General features: G+C 70.3%; 16 protein-coding genes. 15 read left to right on the forward strand and 1 reads right to left on the reverse strand.

Translation table 11 applies throughout. The features are described 5' to 3' along the window. Positions 1-79 precede the first annotated feature (79 nt). The 15 genes from QM638_RS18840 to QM638_RS18910 all read left to right on the forward strand — a co-directional run bounded on the left by QM638_RS18840 (position 80) and on the right by QM638_RS18910 (position 15,326). Positions 80-1,642: a UDP-N-acetylmuramoyl-L-alanyl-D-glutamate--2,6-diaminopimelate ligase gene (locus tag QM638_RS18840; RefSeq protein ID WP_415144474.1), complete on the forward strand. Its 1,563-nt coding sequence runs from the start codon at positions 80-82 to the stop codon at positions 1,640-1,642. A gap of 132 nt (positions 1,643-1,774) precedes the next feature. Beyond that, complete coding sequence (gene mraY / locus QM638_RS18845; protein ID WP_415144476.1) at positions 1,775-2,848, forward strand: phospho-N-acetylmuramoyl-pentapeptide-transferase; 1,074 nt, start codon at positions 1,775-1,777, stop codon at positions 2,846-2,848. After that, positions 2,830-4,374 (forward strand): Mur ligase family protein, encoded by a 1,545-nt coding sequence (locus tag QM638_RS18850; protein WP_415144477.1) that lies wholly within the window; start codon positions 2,830-2,832, stop codon positions 4,372-4,374. The genes mraY and QM638_RS18850 overlap by 19 nt, the downstream gene beginning before the upstream one ends. Before the next feature lie 32 nt (positions 4,375-4,406). After that, positions 4,407-5,720 carry a putative lipid II flippase FtsW gene (gene ftsW / locus QM638_RS18855; RefSeq protein WP_415144479.1) on the forward strand — a complete coding sequence of 438 codons (1,314 nt, stop codon included), beginning with the start codon at positions 4,407-4,409 and terminating at the stop codon, positions 5,718-5,720. A 21-nt stretch (positions 5,721-5,741) separates the two neighbouring features. Further along, a complete protein-coding gene (murG, locus tag QM638_RS18860) occupies positions 5,742-6,830 on the forward strand; it encodes an undecaprenyldiphospho-muramoylpentapeptide beta-N-acetylglucosaminyltransferase (protein WP_415144481.1) in 1,089 nt (362 codons plus the stop codon). Then, entirely contained in the window at positions 6,827-8,260 is a 1,434-nt protein-coding gene (gene murC, locus QM638_RS18865) for a UDP-N-acetylmuramate--L-alanine ligase (protein ID WP_415144483.1), read from the forward strand. The genes murG and murC overlap by 4 nt, the downstream gene beginning before the upstream one ends. Positions 8,261-8,270: 10 nt before the next feature. Further along, positions 8,271-9,134, forward strand: a complete 864-nt coding sequence (locus QM638_RS18870) for a cell division protein FtsQ/DivIB (protein WP_415144485.1) — start codon at positions 8,271-8,273, stop codon at positions 9,132-9,134. 234 nt (positions 9,135-9,368) lie between these two features. After that, positions 9,369-10,589, forward strand: coding sequence for a cell division protein FtsZ (ftsZ, locus tag QM638_RS18875; RefSeq protein ID WP_415144487.1), 1,221 nt, complete (start codon positions 9,369-9,371; stop codon positions 10,587-10,589). Between the two features lie 91 nt (positions 10,590-10,680). After that, positions 10,681-11,403, forward strand: a complete 723-nt coding sequence (gene pgeF / locus QM638_RS18880; protein ID WP_415144489.1) for a peptidoglycan editing factor PgeF — start codon at positions 10,681-10,683, stop codon at positions 11,401-11,403. Beyond that, positions 11,400-12,125: a YggS family pyridoxal phosphate-dependent enzyme gene (locus QM638_RS18885; RefSeq protein ID WP_415144491.1), complete on the forward strand. Its 726-nt coding sequence runs from the start codon at positions 11,400-11,402 to the stop codon at positions 12,123-12,125. Before pgeF ends, QM638_RS18885 begins: the two co-directional genes overlap by 4 nt. A 40-nt stretch (positions 12,126-12,165) precedes the next feature. After that, on the forward strand, positions 12,166-12,666 hold the full coding sequence (locus QM638_RS18890) for a cell division protein SepF (protein ID WP_415144493.1): 501 nt from the start codon (positions 12,166-12,168) through the stop codon (positions 12,664-12,666). A gap of 209 nt (positions 12,667-12,875) precedes the next feature. Next, positions 12,876-13,673 carry a DivIVA domain-containing protein gene (locus tag QM638_RS18895; RefSeq protein WP_415144495.1) on the forward strand — a complete coding sequence of 266 codons (798 nt, stop codon included), beginning with the start codon at positions 12,876-12,878 and terminating at the stop codon, positions 13,671-13,673. A gap of 233 nt (positions 13,674-13,906) precedes the next feature. Next, positions 13,907-14,302 carry a TraR/DksA family transcriptional regulator gene (locus QM638_RS18900; protein WP_415144497.1) on the forward strand — a complete coding sequence of 132 codons (396 nt, stop codon included), beginning with the start codon at positions 13,907-13,909 and terminating at the stop codon, positions 14,300-14,302. 238 nt (positions 14,303-14,540) lie between these two features. Then, the gene (locus QM638_RS18905) at positions 14,541-14,819 is read left to right on the forward strand and encodes a DUF1778 domain-containing protein (protein WP_415144499.1); all 279 of its coding nucleotides are present in this window, start codon (positions 14,541-14,543) and stop codon (positions 14,817-14,819) included. A 3-nt stretch (positions 14,820-14,822) separates the two neighbouring features. Next, positions 14,823-15,326, forward strand: a complete 504-nt coding sequence (locus QM638_RS18910; RefSeq protein WP_415144501.1) for a GNAT family N-acetyltransferase — start codon at positions 14,823-14,825, stop codon at positions 15,324-15,326. A 544-nt stretch (positions 15,327-15,870) separates the two neighbouring features. Here QM638_RS18910 and QM638_RS18915 read toward each other — a convergent pair. Continuing rightward, positions 15,871-19,848, reverse strand: coding sequence for a helix-turn-helix domain-containing protein (locus QM638_RS18915; RefSeq protein ID WP_415144503.1), 3,978 nt, complete (start codon positions 19,846-19,848; stop codon positions 15,871-15,873). Positions 19,849-19,868 lie beyond the last annotated feature (20 nt).

Here is a 19,868-nt window from a genome sequence, read left to right on the forward strand (position 1 = left end):
GACGAGAACGCCCGACAAGAACGCCGGGCCGAGCCGCCGAAGCCGCGCGGCGGCCCCGTCCTGGGCTACTCTGCCCGGCGTGACCAGCCCGTACGACGGCCTCGATCGGCCCAGTGAACGGCCCAGCGTCGCCACCCGGCCCCGCCACCCCGGGCGGACCGAGCTGGCGGCGCTGGCCGTGGCGGGCATCGAGCTGCGCGGACCGGGGGAGACGACCGTGGCCGGGATGTCGCTGAGCTCGCAGCGAGTCCTGCCCGGCGACCTGTACGCCGCCCTGCCCGGGCGCCGCGCACACGGCATCGACTACCTCGCCGAGGCCCTGGCGGCCGGTGCGGTCGCGGTGCTCACCGATCCGGCCGGGGCGTCCCGGACGCCGGCCGGGGTGCCGCTGCTGGTGGCGGCCGAACCGCGCCACGTGCTCGGCGAGGTGGCCGCCCGGGTCTACGGTCACCCGACCCGGGAGATCGCCATGGTCGGGGTCACCGGCACGCAGGGCAAGACGACCACCACCAGGCTGTTGGAGGCCGCGCTCAGCGGTGCCGGTCGCCGCTCGGCGGTGGTCGGCACGGTCGGCACCCGAGTCGCCGGCCGTGATCTGGCGACCGCCCTCACCACTCCCGAGGCACCGGACCTGCAGGGCCTGTTCGCGCTGATGGTCGAGGAGCGGGTCGCCTCCTGCGCGATGGAGGTCTCCAGCCACGCGCTGGTGATGGGCAGGGTGGACGGGATCGTCTTCGACGTCGCGGTCTTCCTCAACCTCGGTCGTGACCATCTCGACTTCCACCGCGACCTGGAGGACTACTACCTGGCCAAGGCCTCGCTGTTCACCCCGGACCGGGCCCGCCTGGGCCTGGCCTGTGTCGACGACGAGCACGGTCGACGGCTGTGGGCGCAGGCGCCCGTCGAGATGCGCAGCTTCTCGGTCACCGGTCGTCGAGCGGACTGGATGGCCGTCGACCTGGCCCTCGGTCCGAACGGCTCGGAGTTCACCCTGCGGGGGCCGGGCGTCGAGCTGCGGGCCCGCTGCCACCTGCCGGGAGACTTCAACGTGGCCAACGCGACCGCGGCGCTGGCGGCCGGGATCGAGGCGGGCCTGGCGAGCCCCGAGGAGCTGGTGGCCGGACTGGATCGCGCCGGCGGTGTCCCGGGCCGGCTGGAGCGGGTCGATGCCGGCCAGGACTTCACCGTGGTGGTCGACTACGCCCACAAGCCCGACGCGGTCGCCGCGGTGCTGCGCACCCTGCGGCCGCTCGCCTCCCGCCGACTCATCGTGGTGCTCGGTGCGGGTGGCGATCGGGACACCGGCAAGCGCCCGGTGATGGGCGAGATCGCGGCTCGTGCCGCCGACCTGCTGGTGGTCACCGACGACAACCCGCGCTCCGAGGACCCGGCCGCGATCCGGGCCGCGGTGCTGGCCGGTGCGGCCCAGGTGCCCGCGGCCGAGCGGGCGACGGTGATCGAGCACGGCGACCGCCGTACCGCCATCGAGGAGGCCGTTGGTCGCGCCGGCCCGGGCGACATCGTGCTGATCGCCGGCAAGGGACACGAGACCGGCCAGGAGGTCGCCGGCGTGGTCCATCCCTTCGACGACCGGGTGGTCGCCGCCCAGGTGCTGCGTGAGATCGCTCGCACAGGTTCGTGAGGCTCTCGCGGCGGGGGAGCGCGCGGATCCGGGTCGGTTGGGAGAGAATGCCGAGGGCCGATCGGTGAGGTGTGCGCGCCGACCCGGCCGAGATCTCACGGGAGCACACCACAAGGAGGACAGCCGGCTGCCATGAGAGCAATCCTGCTGAGCGGCGCCATCGCGTTGCTTCTCTCGTTGCTCGGCACCCGCCTGGCGATCCGGCAGTTCACCCGGTGGGGCTACGGGCAGGAGATCCGCGACGACGGCCCGACCAGCCACCACACCAAGCGCGGCACTCCCACCATGGGCGGCGTGGCGATCGTGCTCTCCTCGGTGCTGGCGTACTTCGCCGCCAAGCTGATCACCGGCTCGGCTCCGTCGGCCTCCGCCCTGCTGCTGCTCTTCCTCTACGTCGGGATGGCCCTGGTCGGCTTCCTCGACGACTTCATCAAGGTCTACAAGCAGCGCAGCCTCGGGCTGCGCTCCAAGGCCAAGATGGTCGGCCAGACGGTGATCGCCCTCGTCTTCGGCATCATCGCGCTGCTGCCCGAGATCAAGAACGACCGAGGCCTCGAGCCCGCCTCGCACGCGCTCTCCTTCATCCGCGACCTCGGCTGGACGCTGCCGACGGTGGTGGTGCTGGCGCTGATCTGGCTGATGGTGACCGCGACCAGCAACGCCACCAATCTCACCGACGGTCTGGACGGGCTGCTGACCGGCTCCAGCGTGATGGTCTTCGGCGCCTACACCCTGGTCAACATCTGGCAGAACAACCAGCGCTGCGGGCGGCCGTCGGTCGAGATCGGCACCTGCTACAACGTCCGCGACCCGCTCGATCTCGCGATCGTCTCGGCGGCCATCACCGGCGCCTGTTTCGGCTTCCTGTGGTGGAACGCCGCTCCGGCGAAGATCTTCATGGGCGACACCGGCTCGCTCGCCCTCGGCTCGGCGTTGGCCGGCCTCGCCATCCTGTCCCGGACCGAGATGCTGCTGATCGTGCTCGGCGGCCTGTTCGTGGTCGAGACGCTCTCGGTGATGCTCCAGGTCAGCTTCTTCCGCCTCACCAAGGGCAGACGCATCCTGCGGATGGCCCCGATCCACCACCACTTCGAGATGCTCGGCTGGGAGCAGATCACGGTGGTCATCAGGTTCTGGATCATCACCGGGCTGTGCGTGGTCACCGGGCTCGGGATCTTCTACGGCGAATGGGTGGCGGGCATCTGATGGGCGGCGCCACGCCGCCGAACCGGCCCGACCCCACCGCCCTGGGCCGGCACGACTCCTGGGACGGGGTGCGCGCGGTGGTCGCCGGGTTCGGCGTCTCCGGCTTCGCCGCCGCCGACAACCTGACCCACCTCGGCGCCAGCGTGACGGCGCTCGACGAGTCCGAGGCCGACGCCGAGCGCGGCGAGAAGGCCGAGCTGCTGCGGATCCTGGGGGCCACGGTGCGGCTCGGCGAGGGCGTCACCGCGACGCTGCCGGACGACGTCGACCTGGTGGTCACCTCGCCGGGCTGGAAGCCGACCGCGCCGCTGCTCGCGCAGGCGGCCGCCCGCGGCATCCCGGTGTGGGGCGAGGTCGAGCTCGCCTGGCGGCTGCGCGATCCCGATCATGCGGCGCCGTGGCTGGCCGTCACCGGCACGAACGGCAAGACCACCACCGTGCAGATGCTCGATGCCATCCTGCGGGCGGCCGGGCTGCGCTCGGTCGCGGTGGGCAACGTCGGGCTGCCGATCGTCGAGGCGGTGATGGACCCGGCGCCGTACGACGTCTTCGCGGTGGAGCTCTCCAGCTTCCAGCTGCACTACACCGACTCGATGTCCGCCGAGTCCGCGGCGGTGCTCAACGTGGCCGAGGACCACCTGGACTGGTATTCCTCGCTGGATCCGCGCTCGCAGGCGGGCAGCGGCGAGGAGCGAGGAGCTCGCGCGATGTCGCGGTACGCCGCCGACAAGGGCCGCATCTACCAGCGTGTCTCGCGGGCCTGCGTCTACAACGTGGCCGACCCCGTCACCGAGCAGCTGGTGCGGGACGCGGACGTGACCGAGGGGGCCCGTGCGATCGGCTTCACCCTGGGCATGCCGGCCATCGGCATGCTCGGTCTGGTCGAGGACATCCTGGTCGACCGGGCCTTCATCGCCGAGCGGCACTCCAGCGCCGCCGAGCTGTGCCAGCTGCGCGACCTGGCCAGCCAGGCGCCGCACTACGTGCAGAACGCGCTGGCCGCGGCGGCGCTCGCCCGGGCACACGGGGTGAGCCGGGCCGCGGTCCGCGACGGTCTGCGCGACTTCCGCCCCGACGGCCACCGGATCGAGGTGGTGACCGTCGCCGACGGCGTCACCTGGGTGGACGACTCCAAGGCCACCAACCCGCACGCCGCCCGGTCCTCGTTGCAGGCCTACGACCCGGTGGTGTGGGTCGCCGGCGGACTGGCCAAGGGGGCCGGCTTCGACGAGCTGGTCCGGGCCGTGCGGGACCGGCTGCGGGGGGTCGTACTGATCGGACGCGACCGGGAGGCGATCGCGGCCGCACTCGTGCGACACGCGCCGGATGTGCCCCGGATCGAGGTCGCCGACGGCGAGACTGGTCGCGCAGTCATGGAGTCGGCCGTGCGGGCCGCCGCCGGGCTCGCTCAGGCGGGTGACACCGTCCTCCTGGCTCCCGGATGCGCCTCGCAGGACCAGTTCCGCGACTACAAGGCTCGTGGCGAGGCGTTCGCCGCGGCCGTGCGGGGCCGAACCGGTCCCTAGGCGACATCGACCGCGGAAGGGGCAGGCGCACAGTGACCACCGCGAACCCCGACGAGCTGGCTCGGCCCTCGCTCGGGGAGGGTGCCGATCACGGGGACGGCGCCGATCGGACCGGGTTCACCGGGCGAGTCGCACGCCTCACCTGGCTCGGCACGGTGCGCGAGGCTCTCGACCGTCCGCTGACCGCCTACTACCTGTTGCTCGGCTCGTCGGCGCTGCTGCTGACCATCGGCCTGATCATGGTGCTCTCCGCCTCCAGCGTGTGGTCCTACACGACCTACGGCAACTCCTACGCCATGGTCGAGCGGCAACTGATCTGGGTCGCCATCGGCATTCCCTGCGCCGTCATCGCCTCCCGGCTGCCGCTGCGCTGGGTACGGCGCTTCACCTGGCCGGCGTACCTGGTCTCGTGTGTGCTGCTGCTGGCCACCGCCTTCCTCGGCCACGAGGTCAACGGCAACAAGAACTGGCTCGGCGTCGGCGCGCTGTCGATCCAGCCGTCCGAGATCGCCAAGCTCTCCCTGATCCTGTGGGCGGCGCACGTCTACGCGCACAAGGAGCGGCGGCTGGAGAGCCTGCACCACGTCATCATGCCGGTGGTGCCGGGCATGCTCGCCGCCACCGGGCTGGTGCTGCTCGGCCGGGACCTGGGCACCGCGCTGGTCTTCTTCGCCCTCATGCTGGGCCTGTTGTGGGTGGTCGGTGCCCCCGGCAAGCTCTTCGGACTGTCCGCGTCGGTGATCGGCGTCGGCGTGCTGTTCTTCATCGGCACCAGCCCCGAGCGGCTCAAGCGGATCACCAACTTCGTCGACCCGTTCAAGGACTTCCACGGCGCCGGCTGGCAGTCCGGACACGGGCTGTACGCGCTCTCCTCCGGGGGCTTGTTCGGTCAGGGCATCGGCGCCTCCCAGCAGAAGTGGGGCGACCTGCCCGAGGCACACACCGACTTCATCTTCGCCGTCCTCGGCGAGGAGCTCGGCCTGGTCGGCACGTTGCTGGTGATCGGCCTCTTCGCGGTGCTCGCCTACGCCTGTCTCAAGATCGCCCGGGACGCCCGCGACCCGTTCGTGCGCTACGCCACCTGGGGTGTGATGGTGTGGCTGGTCGGACAGATGATGATCAACGTCGGGATGGTCCTGGCCCTGCTGCCGGTCATCGGGATCCCGCTGCCGCTGGTCTCCTACGGTGGCTCCTCGCTGATGCCCACCCTGGTGGCGCTCGGACTGGTGGTCGGCTTCGCCCGCCGCGAGCCGTCCACCGCGGCCGCGCTGGCGGAGCGGAAGGCCCGCCGTGCCGCCGCTGCCCGCACTCGCTCCGCCCGCACTCGCCGGGGCTCGGCTCGGTAGCGGCGATAGATTCCCGTCATCATGAAGGTCCTCCTCGCCGGCGGCGGTACCGCCGGACACACCTCGCCCATGCTCGCCACCGCGGATGCGCTGCGACGCCTCGACCCGGAGTGCGAGATCACCTGCCTGGGCACCCCGCGCGGCCTGGAGACCACGGTCGTGCCGGCGGCCGGCTACCCCCTGGAGCTGGTCCCACCGGTTCCGCTGCCGCGCCGGATCTCCGGCGAGCTGGTGCGAGTGCCGGCCCACCTGCGCCATGCGGTCAAGGCGACGTACGCCGTCCTCGACAAGGTGCGGCCCGACGTCGTGGTCGGGTACGGCGGCTACGTCTGCGTGCCCGCCTACCTGGCCGCGCGGCGGCGCGGGATCCCGGTGGTGGTCCACGAGGGCAACGCCAAGCCGGGCCTGGCCAACAGGGTCGGCGCACGGCTCGCCGCCCGGGTCGCGACCAGCTTCCCGGACACCAGGCTGCCGCACGCCAGCTATGTCGGCCTGCCGATCCGCCGGATGATCTCCACGCTCGATCGCGCCGCGCTACGCGCCGAGGCCCGGGCCTTCTTCGGCCTCGAGCGCGACCGTCCCACCCTGGTGGTCACCGGCGGCTCGCAGGGGGCCCGGCGCCTCAACGACGCCGTGATCGGAGCCGCCGGTGCCCTCGCCCAGGCGGGCGTCCAGGTGCTGCACGTGGTCGGACCGAAGAACGACGTGGCCGCCCCCGAACCACTGCCCGACACCCCACCGACGCCGTACCTGGTGGTGAACTACGTCGATCGGATGGACTACGCGCTCGCCGCCGCCGACCTGATGGTCTGCCGGGCGGGGGCGAACTCGGTGACCGAGGCCGCCGCGGTCGGCGTGCCGGCCGTGTTCGTGCCGCTCCCGATCGGCAACGGCGAGCAGCGGGTCAACGCCCAGCCGGTCGTCGAGGCCGGTGGGGCGCTGCTGGTGGAGGACGCCGAGCTGACCCCGGCCTGGGTCGCCGAGCACGTCACCGCGCTGGCCACCGACCCCGACGCGCTGGCGCGGATGTCGGCGGTCGCCTCGACGGTGATCCATCGAGACGCGGACGAGCGGCTGGCCCGGATCATCGTGGAGGTCGCCGGTCGATGAGGATCCCGGTCCCGGACACGATCCTGCCGGCCAGCGAGCTGGGCCGGATCCACTTCGTCGGCATCGGCGGCGCCGGCCTGTCCGCGATCGCGCGGATCATGGCACGCCGCGGTCTGCGGGTCAGCGGCAGCGATGACCAGGAGACCCCGTTCCTCGCCCAGTTGCGCGAGCTGGGCGTCGAGGTCTTCGTGGGGTACGACGCCCGGCACCTGCGCGATCTCGGACCGGCCGACACGGTGGTCGTGACCACCGCGGCCCGCGACGACAACCCCGAGGTGGGCGAGGCCCGCCGGCGGGGTGCGCGGCTCTATCCGCGCTCGGCCGGGCTGGCGGCGGTGATGGCCGGCCAGCGGGTGCTGGCGGTGGCCGGGACACACGGGAAGACCACCACCACCTCGCTGCTCACCGTCGCGCTGCAGGCGGCGGGGGCCGACCCCAGCTACGCCGTCGGCGGCGTGCTGAGCGCGACCGGCCGCAACGGCGACGCGGGGACGGGGCCGGACTTCGTCGCCGAGGCCGACGAGAGCGACGGCGCGTTCCTGGTCTACTCGCCGTACGCCGCCATCGTCACCAACGTCGAGGCCGACCATCTCGACCAGTGGGGGAGCGAGCAGGCCTACCGGGACGGCTTCGCCGCGTTCGTGGCGCGGCTGGACCGGGAGGGGTTCCTGGTCGCGGTGGTCGACGATCCCGGTGCGGCCCGGCTGGCCGCGGTCGCGTCCGCGCTCGGGCGGCGGTTCGTCGGCGTGGGGGAGAGCGAGGCGGCGGAGATCCGGGCGGTGGACGTCGAGCTGGTCGGCACCACGTCCTCGTTCACCGTGACCGATCGCGGCCGCGAGCTCGGCCGGGTCACGCTGCGGATCCCCGGCCGGCACTACGTCGCCGACGCGCTGGCCGCGCTCGCCGTGGGGCTGCGGCTCGGCTACGACTTCGCCGACCTCACCGCCGGCCTGGCCGGCTTCACCGGCACCCAGCGCCGGATGGAGCCGAAGGGCGAGGTGGCCGGGGTGCGGGTCTACGACTCCTATGCCCACCACCCCGCCGAGATCGCCGGTGACCTGGTGGCCGCTCGCGCCGTCGCCGACCAGGGCCGGGTGCTGGTCGCCTTCCAGCCGCACCTGGTCTCCCGGACCAGGATCTTCGCCTCCGCGATGGGCGAGGCGCTCGGTGCGGCCGACCAGGTCGTCGTACTCGATGTCTACCTCGCCCGCGAGGATCCCGATCCGGAGGTGACCGGACGCCTGGTGGCCGACGCCGTCGCGTTGCCGGCCGACCGGGTCGCCTTCGCTCCCGGGCTGGCGGAGGCGGCGGCCGAGCTCGCTCGGCGTGCGCGCCCCGGCGACCTGGTGCTCACCCTCGGCGCCGGCACCGTCACCCAGGTCGGTGGCATGGTCCTCGACCTGCTGGGCAGCGGGAGCGACGGTGCCTAGGCTGCCGAGGTTGCGCCGTCGGCGCGGGGAGGAGCGGTCGAGCGACACGGCGGTGGCCGAGCCGTCGGTCTCGTCGGCGTCGCCGAGACCGGGTGCCGACTCCCCGTCCGCTGAGATCGGCGAGTCCGCTGCGATCGACCGGCTCACCAAGAGGAGCCGGAAGAGCTTCGCCCGCCGGCAGTGGCGCCGCCGCTGGTTGGCCTGGAAGTACGTGATCGCGCTGGTGGCGGTGATCGTGCTGCTCTGCGCCGCCATCTGGGCGGTCTACTTCTCCAGCTGGCTCTCGGTGAAGGGCGTCACCGTCGAGGGCGAGCTGACCATGGCCACCGACGCCCAGGTCGTCAGGTTCGCCGACGTCCCGGTGGGCGATCCGCTGGTCACCGCCGACCTCGGCGCCATCCGGACCCGGGTCCTGGCCGGGCTGCCGGTGGTCAAGTCGGTCGACGTCTCCCGGTCCTGGCCGGACAAGATCCTGATCAAGGTCACCGAGCGCACGCCGGTCGCCGTGGTCTCCATCGGGGGCAGGCTGCGCGCGCTGGATGCCACCGGCGCCGTCTTCTGGCACTACCGCACCGCGCCGGCCGGGCTGCCGCTGGTCACCGCCACCTCCACCGACTCCGAGGCGCTGGGCGAGGCGGCGAAGGTGGCGGCCGCGCTGCCGGCCGGCCTGGCCCGTCGGGTCGACCACCTCCAGGTCGCCTCGGTGGACTCGATCTCACTGATCCTGCGCAGCGGCCAGCAGGTCGACTGGGGGAGCTCCGCCGACTCGGCCCTCAAGGTCGAGGTCTTCCGGGGGCTGCGCAAGCACACTCCGGACGCCGCGCTGTACGACGTCTCCACCCCGGGTCAGCCCTTCACCCGCGGCACCAGCTGAGCGGCACCTCCGGCGGCACCAGCTGAGCGCCGGCTCCGGGCGGGCCGTCCCGCGGCACTCGTCGACGGGTTCGGGACACCGATGTGTGACACGCCGCGTGTCGTACCGAATCGAGCCGGGTGGTCTGACAGTGTTCTCAACACGGCGAGGTTGACATAACTATAACCCTCAGGCTGAGGGTCAGAGTTGAGGGACACGCCGGATGGCATCGACAAGCAGAGCTAAGGGGCGGTCGTGGGAGCTGCACAGAACTACCTGGCGATCATCAAGGTCGTGGGCATCGGTGGCGGTGGGGTCAACGCCGTCAACCGGATGATCGAGGTCGGCCTCAAGGGGGTCGAGTTCATCGCCATCAACACCGACGCACAGGCGCTGTTGATGAGCGACGCCGACGTCAAGCTGGACATCGGGCGGGAGCTGACCCGAGGTCTGGGCGCCGGCGCCAACCCCGGTGTGGGGGAGAAGGCCGCCGAGGATCACGCCGACGAGATCGAGGAGGTCCTCAAGGGGGCCGACATGGTCTTCGTCACCGCCGGCGAGGGCGGTGGCACCGGCACCGGCGGCGCACCGGTGGTGGCGCGGATCGCGCGCAGCCTCGGTGCGCTGACCATCGGCGTGGTCACCCGGCCGTTCGCGTTCGAGGGGAAGCGACGCGCGAACTCGGCCGAGGAGGGCATCGCCAAGCTGCGCGAGGAGGTCGACACCCTCATCGTCATCCCGAACGACCGGCTGCTCTCCATCAGCGACCGCAGCGTCTCGGTGATGGATGCCTTCCGGCAGGCCGACCAGGTGCTGCTGCAAGGTGTCTCGGGCATCACCGACCTGATCACCACCCCCGGTCTGATCAACCTCGACTTCGCCGACGTCAAGTCGGTGATGTCCAACGCCGGATCGGCGCTGATGGGGATCGGGTCGGCCCGCGGCGACAACCGCTCGGTGGAGGCGGCCGAGATGGCGGTGAGCAGCCCGCTGCTCGAGGCCAGCATCGACGGCGCGCACGGCGTGCTGCTCTCCATCGCGGGCGGCTCGGATCTCGGGCTGTTCGAGATCAACGAGGCCGCGGCGCTGGTGGCCGACGCGGTGCACCCGGACGCCAACATCATCTTCGGCGCCACCATCGACGACGCGCTCGGTGACGAGGTGCGGGTCACCGTGATCGCGGCCGGGTTCGACGGTGGCATGCCGAAGCGACGCGAGGGCCAGACCGCGCTGGGCACCCCCGTCGGGCAGGGCGCGTCGGCGTCGCGGCAGACCCAGGAGGAGGCCAGGGCGACCGTGGGCGCGGTCGCGACACGTCGCGAGGCCGCTCCGACCCAGGCGCCGCCGAGCGCCCAGCCGGTCCCGCAGCAGGCGCATCAGCCCGCCGAGCAGCCGGCGCAGCCCTCGGCGCCGCGGCAGGCACCCTCGGTCGACTTCGCCGACGACGATCTCGACGTGCCCGACTTCTTGAAGTAGCACCGCGTCCCGAGGCAGCGCCACCTTCCGGAACGGCGCCGCCGTCCGACGTCGTACTGACCCACCCACCGCGAGCGAGGCACGAGCCGGTTTGTACTCCTACCGCACCGTCCACGGCCCCGTCGACCTGGCGTTCACCGACAGGCTCGGCGGGGTCAGCGCGGCGCCGTACGACGAGCTGAACCTGTCAATCGCGGGCCTGGACGACGAGGCCGCGACGGCGGAGAACCATCGCCGGCTGCTCACCGACTTCGCGCCGGGGGTGCCGTACGCCGACCTGTTCCAGGTGCACGGTGACGAGGTGGTGCTGGCCGACCCGCGCAGTCGTCCACCGGCGGACGGCATCGTCACCGACCGGGCCGACCTGGTGCTCATGGTGCGCACCGCCGACTGCGTCCCGGTCTTGCTGGCCGACGCGGCCGCCGGGGTGATAGGCGCCGCGCACGCCGGCCGTCGTGGCATGGCCGCCGGGGTGGTGACGGCGACGGTGGCGCGGATGCGAGGGCTCGGCGCCGACCGGATCCTGGCCTGGCTCGGGCCGTCGGTGTGCTCGAAGTGCTATGAGGTGCCGGCCGAGATGGCCGAGGAGGTCGCCGCCATCGAGCCGGTCACCAGGGCGAGGACCGCCTGGGGCACCGCGTCGCTGGACATCGCCGCCGGTGTGCGTGCCCAGTTGCAGCGGGCCTCGGTCGAGGTGAGCGTCGACGCCGAACGCTGCACGCGGGAGTCGCTCGACCTCTATTCCTACCGGCGGGACGGCCTCGGCGCCTCGCTGGGCGCGGTGATCCGGCTCCGCAGCGGGGGTGCCGCATGACTCGGCCCGAGGTGCGGCCGCCGAGTGCGGAGCGGGTCGCCGAGCTGGCCGACCGGCTCGCCGCCGTCCGGGAGCGGATCGAGCTGGCCACCCGGGCCGCGCGGCGCGCGGACCAGGTGGGCCTGGTGGCGGTCACCAAGTTCTTCCCGGCCAGCGACGTGCTCGCCCTGGCCGACCTCGGCGTCCACGACCTCGGCGAGAATCGTCATCAGGAGGCGCAGGACAAGGCCGCCGCGCTGGCCGGCCGCGACCTGCGCTGGCACTTCATCGGCGGTCTGCAGAGCAACAAGGCGGCCGCGGTGGCCGGCTATGCGGCGGTGGTGGAGTCGGTCGACCGGGCCAAGCTGGTCGCGCCGCTGGACCGCGGCGCGGTCGAGCACGGCCGCCGGGTCGACGTACTCCTCCAGGTCAGCCTCGACCCTCCCGGCCGTGACCAGCGGGCCGGTGCCGCGGCCGAGGACCTGCCGGCCCTCGCAGAGCGGGTCGCGGCGGCCTCCGCGCTGCGGTTGCGCGGGTTGATGGCGGTCGCGCCGCTCGACGAGGACCCGGCCGCGGCCTTCGATCGACTGGCGGCGATCAGGGAGCGATTCCTGGTCGACCACCCGGCCGCGGGCGTGCTCTCGGCCGGGATGAGCGGCGACCTGGAGCAGGCGATCGCCGCCGGTGCGACACACGTGCGTGTCGGGTCGGCGGTGCTCGGTTCGAGGCCGGTCCTCAAGTAATGTCCCCAACAGATCCAGCTAGGGCGGAAGAGAGACACTCATGAGCGGTGCGATGCGCAGGATCGGTGAATACCTCGGCCTGCTCGAGGACACCGGGCAGTACGACGAGTACGACTCCTACGACGAGGATCCCCGTGGTGGTGAGCCCGCCCGCGCTGCGGCTCCCGCGCGCCGGATCAAGGATCAGCGGCCGGCACCGGTCGCCGACCTGGCCGAGCGCCGCCGCCCGACGGTGGTGAGCTCGGTGGACTCGGTCGCGGAGCTGTCTCGCATCATCACGCTGACCCCGACGACGTACAACGAGGCGCGGGCGATCGGGGAGAACTACCGCGACGGCACCCCGGTGATCATGAACCTCACCGAGATGGACGACGCCGACGCCAAGCGCCTGGTGGACTTCGCGGCCGGGCTCATCTTCGCCACCCACGGCAGCATCGAGCGGGTCACCAACAAGGTCTTCCTGCTCTCGCCGGCCAACGTCTCGGTGACCGCGGAGGACAAGGCCCGGATCGCCGAGGGCGGCTTCTTCAACCAGAGCTGAGCCGAGCCGGCCGAGCGCCGTCTCCGACCCGTCGGAGCGGTGCTCCCGGGCAGCGGCGACGTCTCGCCGACCGCTGGGACGGGTGTGCCTGCTGTGGTCGGAATGTCCGGCTGTGAGATCAAGCGCTACAGTTTCGACTTGCGCAATGGTGTCGCCCTCGGGCGGCACACCACGACGTACGACACATCGAGCAATGAATGGGTGAGGTCATGCCGCTGACGCCAGAGGACGTGAGCAACAAGCGCTTTACTCCTGTCCGGCTCCGCGAGGGCTATGACATGGGTGAGGTGGACCAGTTCCTCGACGAGGTGGAGGCCGAGCTGGCGCGCCTGACCAAGGAGAACGACGACCTGCGGGCGAAGCTTGCCGCGGCGCAGTCGGCTCAGCCGGCTCAGTCTGCCCCGTCGGCCGGCCCGGTCACCGCGCCTGAGCCGCAGGTCGCGCAGGCGCCGGCGGTGGCGCCCGCCCCGGTCGAGCAGGCACCGGCGCCGGTCGCCCAGGAGCCGACCGTCACCTCGACGGCCGCGGCGCCCGGCATCGAGACCATCCGGGTCGAGACGGTGCCGCAGGCGTCCAACGCCGCCGCGCGGCTGCTGGAGCTGGCCACCCGTAACCACGACGCCCTGATCGAGACCGCGAAGAACGACGCGGACAAGATCGTCGGCGAGGCCCGCACCAAGGCCGAGCGGCTGGAGAACGAGTCCAAGGGCAAGGCCGACCGGCTGGAGAGCGACGCCCGCACCCGGGCGCAGATGCTCGACTCCGAGACGGCCGAGCGGCGTCAGCAGCTCTTCGGCGACCTGGAGCGCGAGAAGGAGAAGCTGACCGCCGAGGTGGAGAACCTGCGCTCCTTCGAGCGGGAGTACCGCTCTCGCCTGAAGAGCTACTTCACCCAGCAGTTGGACGCGCTCAACTCCTCCGGGGAGGCGAGCGTTCCGGCGCCGGGTGGCGGCGACGCCCCCGCGCCGAAGCGGCTGCGCTCGATCCTCGGCGAGGAAGAGGGCTGAGCCCAGGCTCGGCAGGCACCTCCGGCCCGGCCGGTCACCGGCGGCAGTACGCCGTCGGCGGCCGGCCGGTTGCGGGTGCTGCGATTCGGGTACAGCGATTTCGGTACGACCAGCGAGCGCGCTAGATTCCGCGGCACGCTGTGCATTCGGCCCCCGAGCGGTCGGGGACCTTCGAAAGAAAGCGAGTCGGGGTGGCGAAGAAGGCGACGAGGGCGGTTGTCCCTCCCGAGGCCTTGAAGGTCAAGGATGGCGAGGACCCCTGGACCCAGGCCGAGCTCGACGAGGTCGTCGGTGAGCTCACCCAGATGCGCGCCCACAGCCTGGAGGTGCTGGCGGACCTGGAGGCCGACCTGGACGGCCTGATGCGGGATGCAGGCGACGGGGCGGGCCACGACCAGGCCGACATCGGTTCGACATCCTTCGAGCGCGACCACGAGCTGACCGTGGTCAACAGCGAGCGGGACAAGCTGGCCCAGATCGAGCGGGTGCTCGGCTACCTGGCCGACGGCTCCTACGGGATCTGCGAGTCGTGTGGTGAGCCGATCGGCAAGATGCGGTTGATGGCGTTCCCGCGTGCCACCCTGTGCATGACGTGCAAGCAGCGCGAGGAAAAAAGAGGCGCTTGGTGAGCGTGGCTCATGCTTGGGTCGGCCATCTCTCTCGCTAGCCTGCCCTGCATGCCTCTCTCCGGAGCAGGCCTGGCCTGAGTGGGGTGTGTGCGGCTCAGCGCGCGCTCGAACTCGGACGCTCGGCGTCGTCCTGCTGGCCGTCGAGGAAGCGCGCCGTTCCTCGCACCTTGGCCGGAGATCGGCGTTGCAGTACACCGAGCGTGTCCGTACACTTGTCCGTACGACGAGAGGGGTAGGGATGTCAGCTGCGAGTGAGCGTCTGGAGTTCCGGGTCCAGGCGGAGAAGAAGGCCAGAATCACGCGCGCCGCAACAATCCTTCACCTTCCCGTGGGGGAGTTCGCTCGCTCGGCTGCCGAAGAGAAGGCAGACCGGATCATCCGTGAGCACGAGGCGACGACCGTGGTGCCCGCGGAGTTCTTTGACGACATGCTGGCCGCCCTCGACATGCCCGCTCAGCCGACGCCGGCCCTAGTCGAGGCGATGCGCCGTGCCCGCGACATGGTCACCCAGGACTGAGGCTTGAGCTACACCTCTGAGCCGTTCGACCCCGACCACCACGACGTCTCCGGATTCGACTGTGGCGAGGAGAGCCTCAACACATGGCTCCGCGAGCAGGCCGGCACTGCCGAAGTCCGGCGTACGGCGAGGACCTGGGTCTGGGTCGACCAGGACGGCTCCATCGCTGGCTACTACGCGCTCGCCTCCCACCGCGTACGGCGTGAAGAAGTCCCGAGCAGGATCGGCCGCGGGGGTCCGGAAGAGATCCCGGCCGTCCTCCTGGCGAGACTGGCACTCGACCAACGACTCCGGGGCCAGCAGCTCGGGCCCGTCCTCGTCGCCGATGCTCTGACCCGGATTGTCGCTGCATCCCGGATCGTTGCCGCGCGCCTGGTCGTCGTCGACGCTCTGCACGAGAAGGTCGCCGGCTTCTACGAGCAGCTCGGCTTCCGCCGCGTACCCGGCAGTCTGACGCTGGTCTTGAAGATCTCCGACGCCGAAGCCGCCATCGAGCACGCGAACTAGCCGACGCCTGGCCGGGCTCACCCGAGGACGGTAAGCACCTCAACGGGTTCCCGGCCCCCGGGCCGGCCGGCAGGGCTGCAATAGCGCGCTATGGACGCTATAACGTGCTCTGAGCCCCTTCCTGGGGTTGCTCTGGCGCTTCGAGCTCGGCTGCCCGCTGCCTTGGCGGTGATGTAGCCGGCCATCGCGGGCGTGGGGAGCTCGACGATGCGGTGCCTGGGGGAGTGGATGACCCCGCGGCGTAGCACCTCTTGATGCAGGTAGGACAGGTCGCTTGCGCCGTGTACTCCCAGTGCGTCGGTCAGCTGGGCTGTCCGCGCCTGTCCACCGAGGAGCGCCACGGTGTGGAAGTAGCGGCGTTGCGCGGCGGGCAGGGAGTCCCAGATCTCGGCGGGGTTCGAGACCTCGATGCTCTCCAGCGCAACGGCGATGCCTGTTTCCGCGTCGGCCAGGCTGATCTCGGTGGTGCCTTCCGCGGCGTTCCCCCGGCTAGGCAGAATCCCGATGATGTGGCTCTGGGTGCCAGCGGGCGGCGCCCAGGGGTTCAGTCGAAGTCCTGGTCGAGCTGGGCGTCTTCGTCCTCCCTCTTGGCATCGCTGGCGTAGGAGTCGGCGATCGCCCGCAGCGCGCGGGCGGTGCGCGGCCATTGAGCCTGGGTGAGTGAAGCCGCCTGCCGGAACTGGTCAGCGAGGGCGCGCTCCTGAGCACCGCCTTCGTAGGCTCCGCGTGTTGTGATTCCGCGGCTGTTGAGCTTCCCGTTGATGAGGCCGGCTTCAAGGTGGTGACTGCCAATCGTCTCCAGCAGATCGCGGACAGCCTCGGTCGGCCACGCACCGTCTGAGCCTTCGGGCGCGTACGCGAACGTGCGTCCGATGAGCTCGTCACCGATGTCTGCGCGGTCGAGTTCGGAGAGCTGCAGGCGCGCTTCTTGCACCCAGCGGGTCATCACGTCGACGTCGAACTCTCCGTCCGCTTGACGTCCAGGGAAACTGTGCCAGCCTTCGAGTACCCACCAAGCGTGCTCGGCGTAGGGATCGGGCTCCTTGTTGCGGTGACGCGGCTCGGTGGTGCCGCGATAGGTTCGCTTGACCAGGTCAACGAAGAGCGACGGGTCTGCCGCTAGGGCTTGGTTGAGCGCCTTTGGCTCCCGCTCGTGCTGAAGCACCCGGAAGTAGGCGAACTCCAGCGCCGAGACCGTGTTTACGTCGACATCTTCCGCCATGAGGTAGTCGAGTAGGTTGCCGATGTAGTGACTGGTCATCTGCGGTATTCCGCCAACGCCAGGATCCTCCGTGACGGCTTGCTGCAAGACCCTCAGAACAGCTCCCGAGGAAGGGGGAGTGGCTTGGGTGTCGCGCCCGGCTTTGTGAAGCCCGAAGCTTGCGACCGGGATGGCAGTCCACGCCCGGTTCCGCGCCAGCAGTGTCTCGATCGCGCGAGTCACATCCTCGCTGGGAAGGACGTCGAGGGGAGCGTTCGACCAGTAGTAGTCCTCGGCATCGGGGAAGCCCTTGAGGGCGTCCCAAGAAGCGCTGCGATGCGGGATATTCAGCAGGAAGATCTGCAAGCCCTCATCCGAGATCGCCCGGGTTTCAAGGGCGCGCACGAGATCGGCGGTGCCGTCGTTCCATAGATGGCGGTTCGTCCAGGCCGCCGCCGCTTGTCGGAGGGCGGGGTTCGCCGAGTTCAGCCAGTTGAGAGCGACCTCAAGAACGTCCTCTCGACCGTAGTTGGCGAGCGCCGAGCCGACCTCCGTGGGGGCGTCCGCGCGCTCGATGACAACGGCGAGCTGCTCCCATGCATCTGGCTGGGCGAGCAGCACATCCAGCGCGGCCTGGCGCTGCCTGCCTAGTTCGGCGGTGTACGTCTCATAGTCGGTCTGCTCCACGCCTGGCAGGTCAGGGTGCCAATCGAAGAGGTACGCGAATCGGCGTAGGTCATCATCGGGCTGCAGGACTGTGCATAGCTCCTCCAGCCGCTGGCGGCGTTCTGTCGGCATCGCCCAATCTGCCGTCTGGAACCGCTCATGGCGCGCGACAAGATCGCGCGTTCGCTCGTACAGGCTCAGCCGCACGTCAGGCTCCAGGGTTCCAGAGGCGGCGTGCTCTTCCAACAGGGAGAGAATCCGGTCGGCGTTGTTGAGTCCTACCCGTGTCTGAGCCTCAACCAGCCACGGCATTTCATGCGGATCTGACTCGACCCAGAGCAGTGCCCTATCGACGAGACCTCGCATGAAGGCTGCCCACTCGCTGTTGGGAACGCCGGAGGTTGCGGGACGCCAGAGCTGATAGCGCGGCTCCGCAGCCGGCATCAGCATGGCGTGACTGTTCGGCCAGAGATCCTTGAGCAGTTCCCATGCCGCCGCGGCGTCTGTGACCCGACAAGCATCGAGCGCCTGCAGCCGGGTCGGTACGTCTGCGCTGGTGTTGCGTACCCAGCCACAGAGGACGGTGGCTAGTGTGATGATCGGCTTGTTGCCGAGGTTCTTCGGCAGCTCGTACTGGCACAGCCTGGTCAGGATCTGAGTGGCTCGTATGAGGTGCTCGGGCGACCAGCACAGCACCTCAAGCGCCCACATCAGCTGCGGGTGCTGGCTAGCTGACCCAAATGCGAGCGGATCGTCGTTCGCCCGGAAGAGCGCACCCACGGTTGGCTCAGCAGTACGAAGGTCATCTTCGAGGGCGGTCAGGAAGGAATCGGGTGAAGCCTCGGCGAGTAGCGAAAGCACGTCCGAGATCGAGTGCCACACGTGGCCGGTGGGATCTGAGGTGGCGCAGCGTAGAACCTCGCGAACGACCCGATTCGCCTGCGGCGGTGCCCACTTGGCATCTCCGCCGTCCTGCCCGATAGCGCCGGCCAAGGCGAGGCTGTCGGCGATGCCGCGTCGAAGCGCGGCCGAGTACATCCGGCGCTCGCCCTTCATCTGAGCAGCCAGACGCTCAGTGGTGGTCAAGCCCGTGTAGGGATCAGGATCGACCAGAACCTCGATGGCGAGGTTGCCCCACTTCTGTGCAAGATCGGGGGACACCCAGTTGCGTAGTTCGAGGAAGGCCTCCTCCGGATTCACAAACATCCAGGTGCTCTTCACGTTGCGGATCGCTCGATCAGCCATTGTGCTTGCTTCCTTGATCGAACGGCTCAGATCAGAGGAGGAAACGCCGGCAAGGTCTTCGAGAACCTTTTTGTCCTCGGGTTGGTCTGTCCAGCGACCAGCGAGCATGAGGGCGGCGAGAGTGTCGGCAAGGGGCGGCTGAGCCCACGTCGGCTTGCCGCCCGGCAAGGCGCGGGAGAGCTGTCGATACAACGCAGGCATGCTTCGCCGCCCTAAGACAGCGAGCCGATCTGCTTGTCGCCATTCGACCTTCGCGGCGCGAAGTACCTCGCTGGCCTCGATGCGGCCAAGACGGGGGAGTCGAATGTCCGTGCTCCGCCGTGCCGGGTCGATGGTTACGTCAAGGATCGATACGACGTGTCTCCCGCTCGCGAGCGCCCGAGCGACATCCGCACCGTTGAAGAGCGGCAGCAGGATCCCGGTGCCCGGGAGGGCGGTGATCCGATCCCAGACCTCCGCGGAGTCCACGACGACCGGAGCGAGCAGCTCGTCGCTCGACTCTGCGTCCGCGGTGAGAGCGGCGTACAGGAAGGCCAGACCGTCATCAGCCCACTCCGTCTCGATCACAGTCAGCCGTGCCTCTCCAGCCAACAGTGAGCGCAGACGCTGAGCCTCCGTAACCCTGCCCGCCAGGAAGAGCCCTGCGGGAAGAGCTGGGTCGGTAGCCGTAGAGAACCGATTCCACCAAGTCTCAAGGGTCACGGCATTCCGCGGACGGAGGCCAAGGTACTCCGAGATCCAGAGGTGAGCGCCCGGGGCAAGCTGCAGCCACGCCTCAAGGTCATCGGCGTCTAGGACGACTACGTTCTTGAAGAGCCCGTCGGTTCGGCGCGCAGCAGCCCATGCCTCTTTACCCTGCCAGCGGCGCGGTGTAGCGAAGACGAAGGTGGTGTTCTTATCGGCATCGCTCTTACGTGCTTCGTAGTCCTTGGTGGCCTTGCTCTTGGAGTCCTTGTTGGTTCCGAACTCGAACTGGATCTGGCCGGCAGGCAGCACCTGGGTCGGCCGCTCAAGGATGGCAGTGCCGTCGTTGCCGGCGAGGGCTACGCCGTCTCCGGTGCGGATGGAGATCTGACTCGCGCCAGGCGTCTCCGCAAGTAGCCGTCGCATCAGCTCGGGGAACCTTCCTTGCGCATCCCGGGCGCTTAACTCTGGCCAGTGGGCGAGCTGGCTCGCGCTCACAAGCTCAGGGCTGGCCATCTGCCGTTCGGCTGTAAGGCTCACCGCAGGCGCTCCTCTCTGTGACTTGAGCCGCTCCACGTCACTTGCGCGGAACTTGTAGAAGGACGTCCCTGGCACTCGGGCATCCGCGAGGATCCCCTGCTTCGCGTATGCGCGCACGGTGTTCTCATGCACGCCGAGGCGACGCGCCGTCTCGCGCACGGTCAAGAGGTCAGATACATCATCCATAACTTTAGAGTAGCAAATGT

Source organism: Nocardioides sp., assembly GCF_047606145.1.
Taxonomy (GTDB): domain Bacteria; phylum Actinomycetota; class Actinomycetes; order Propionibacteriales; family Nocardioidaceae; genus Nocardioides.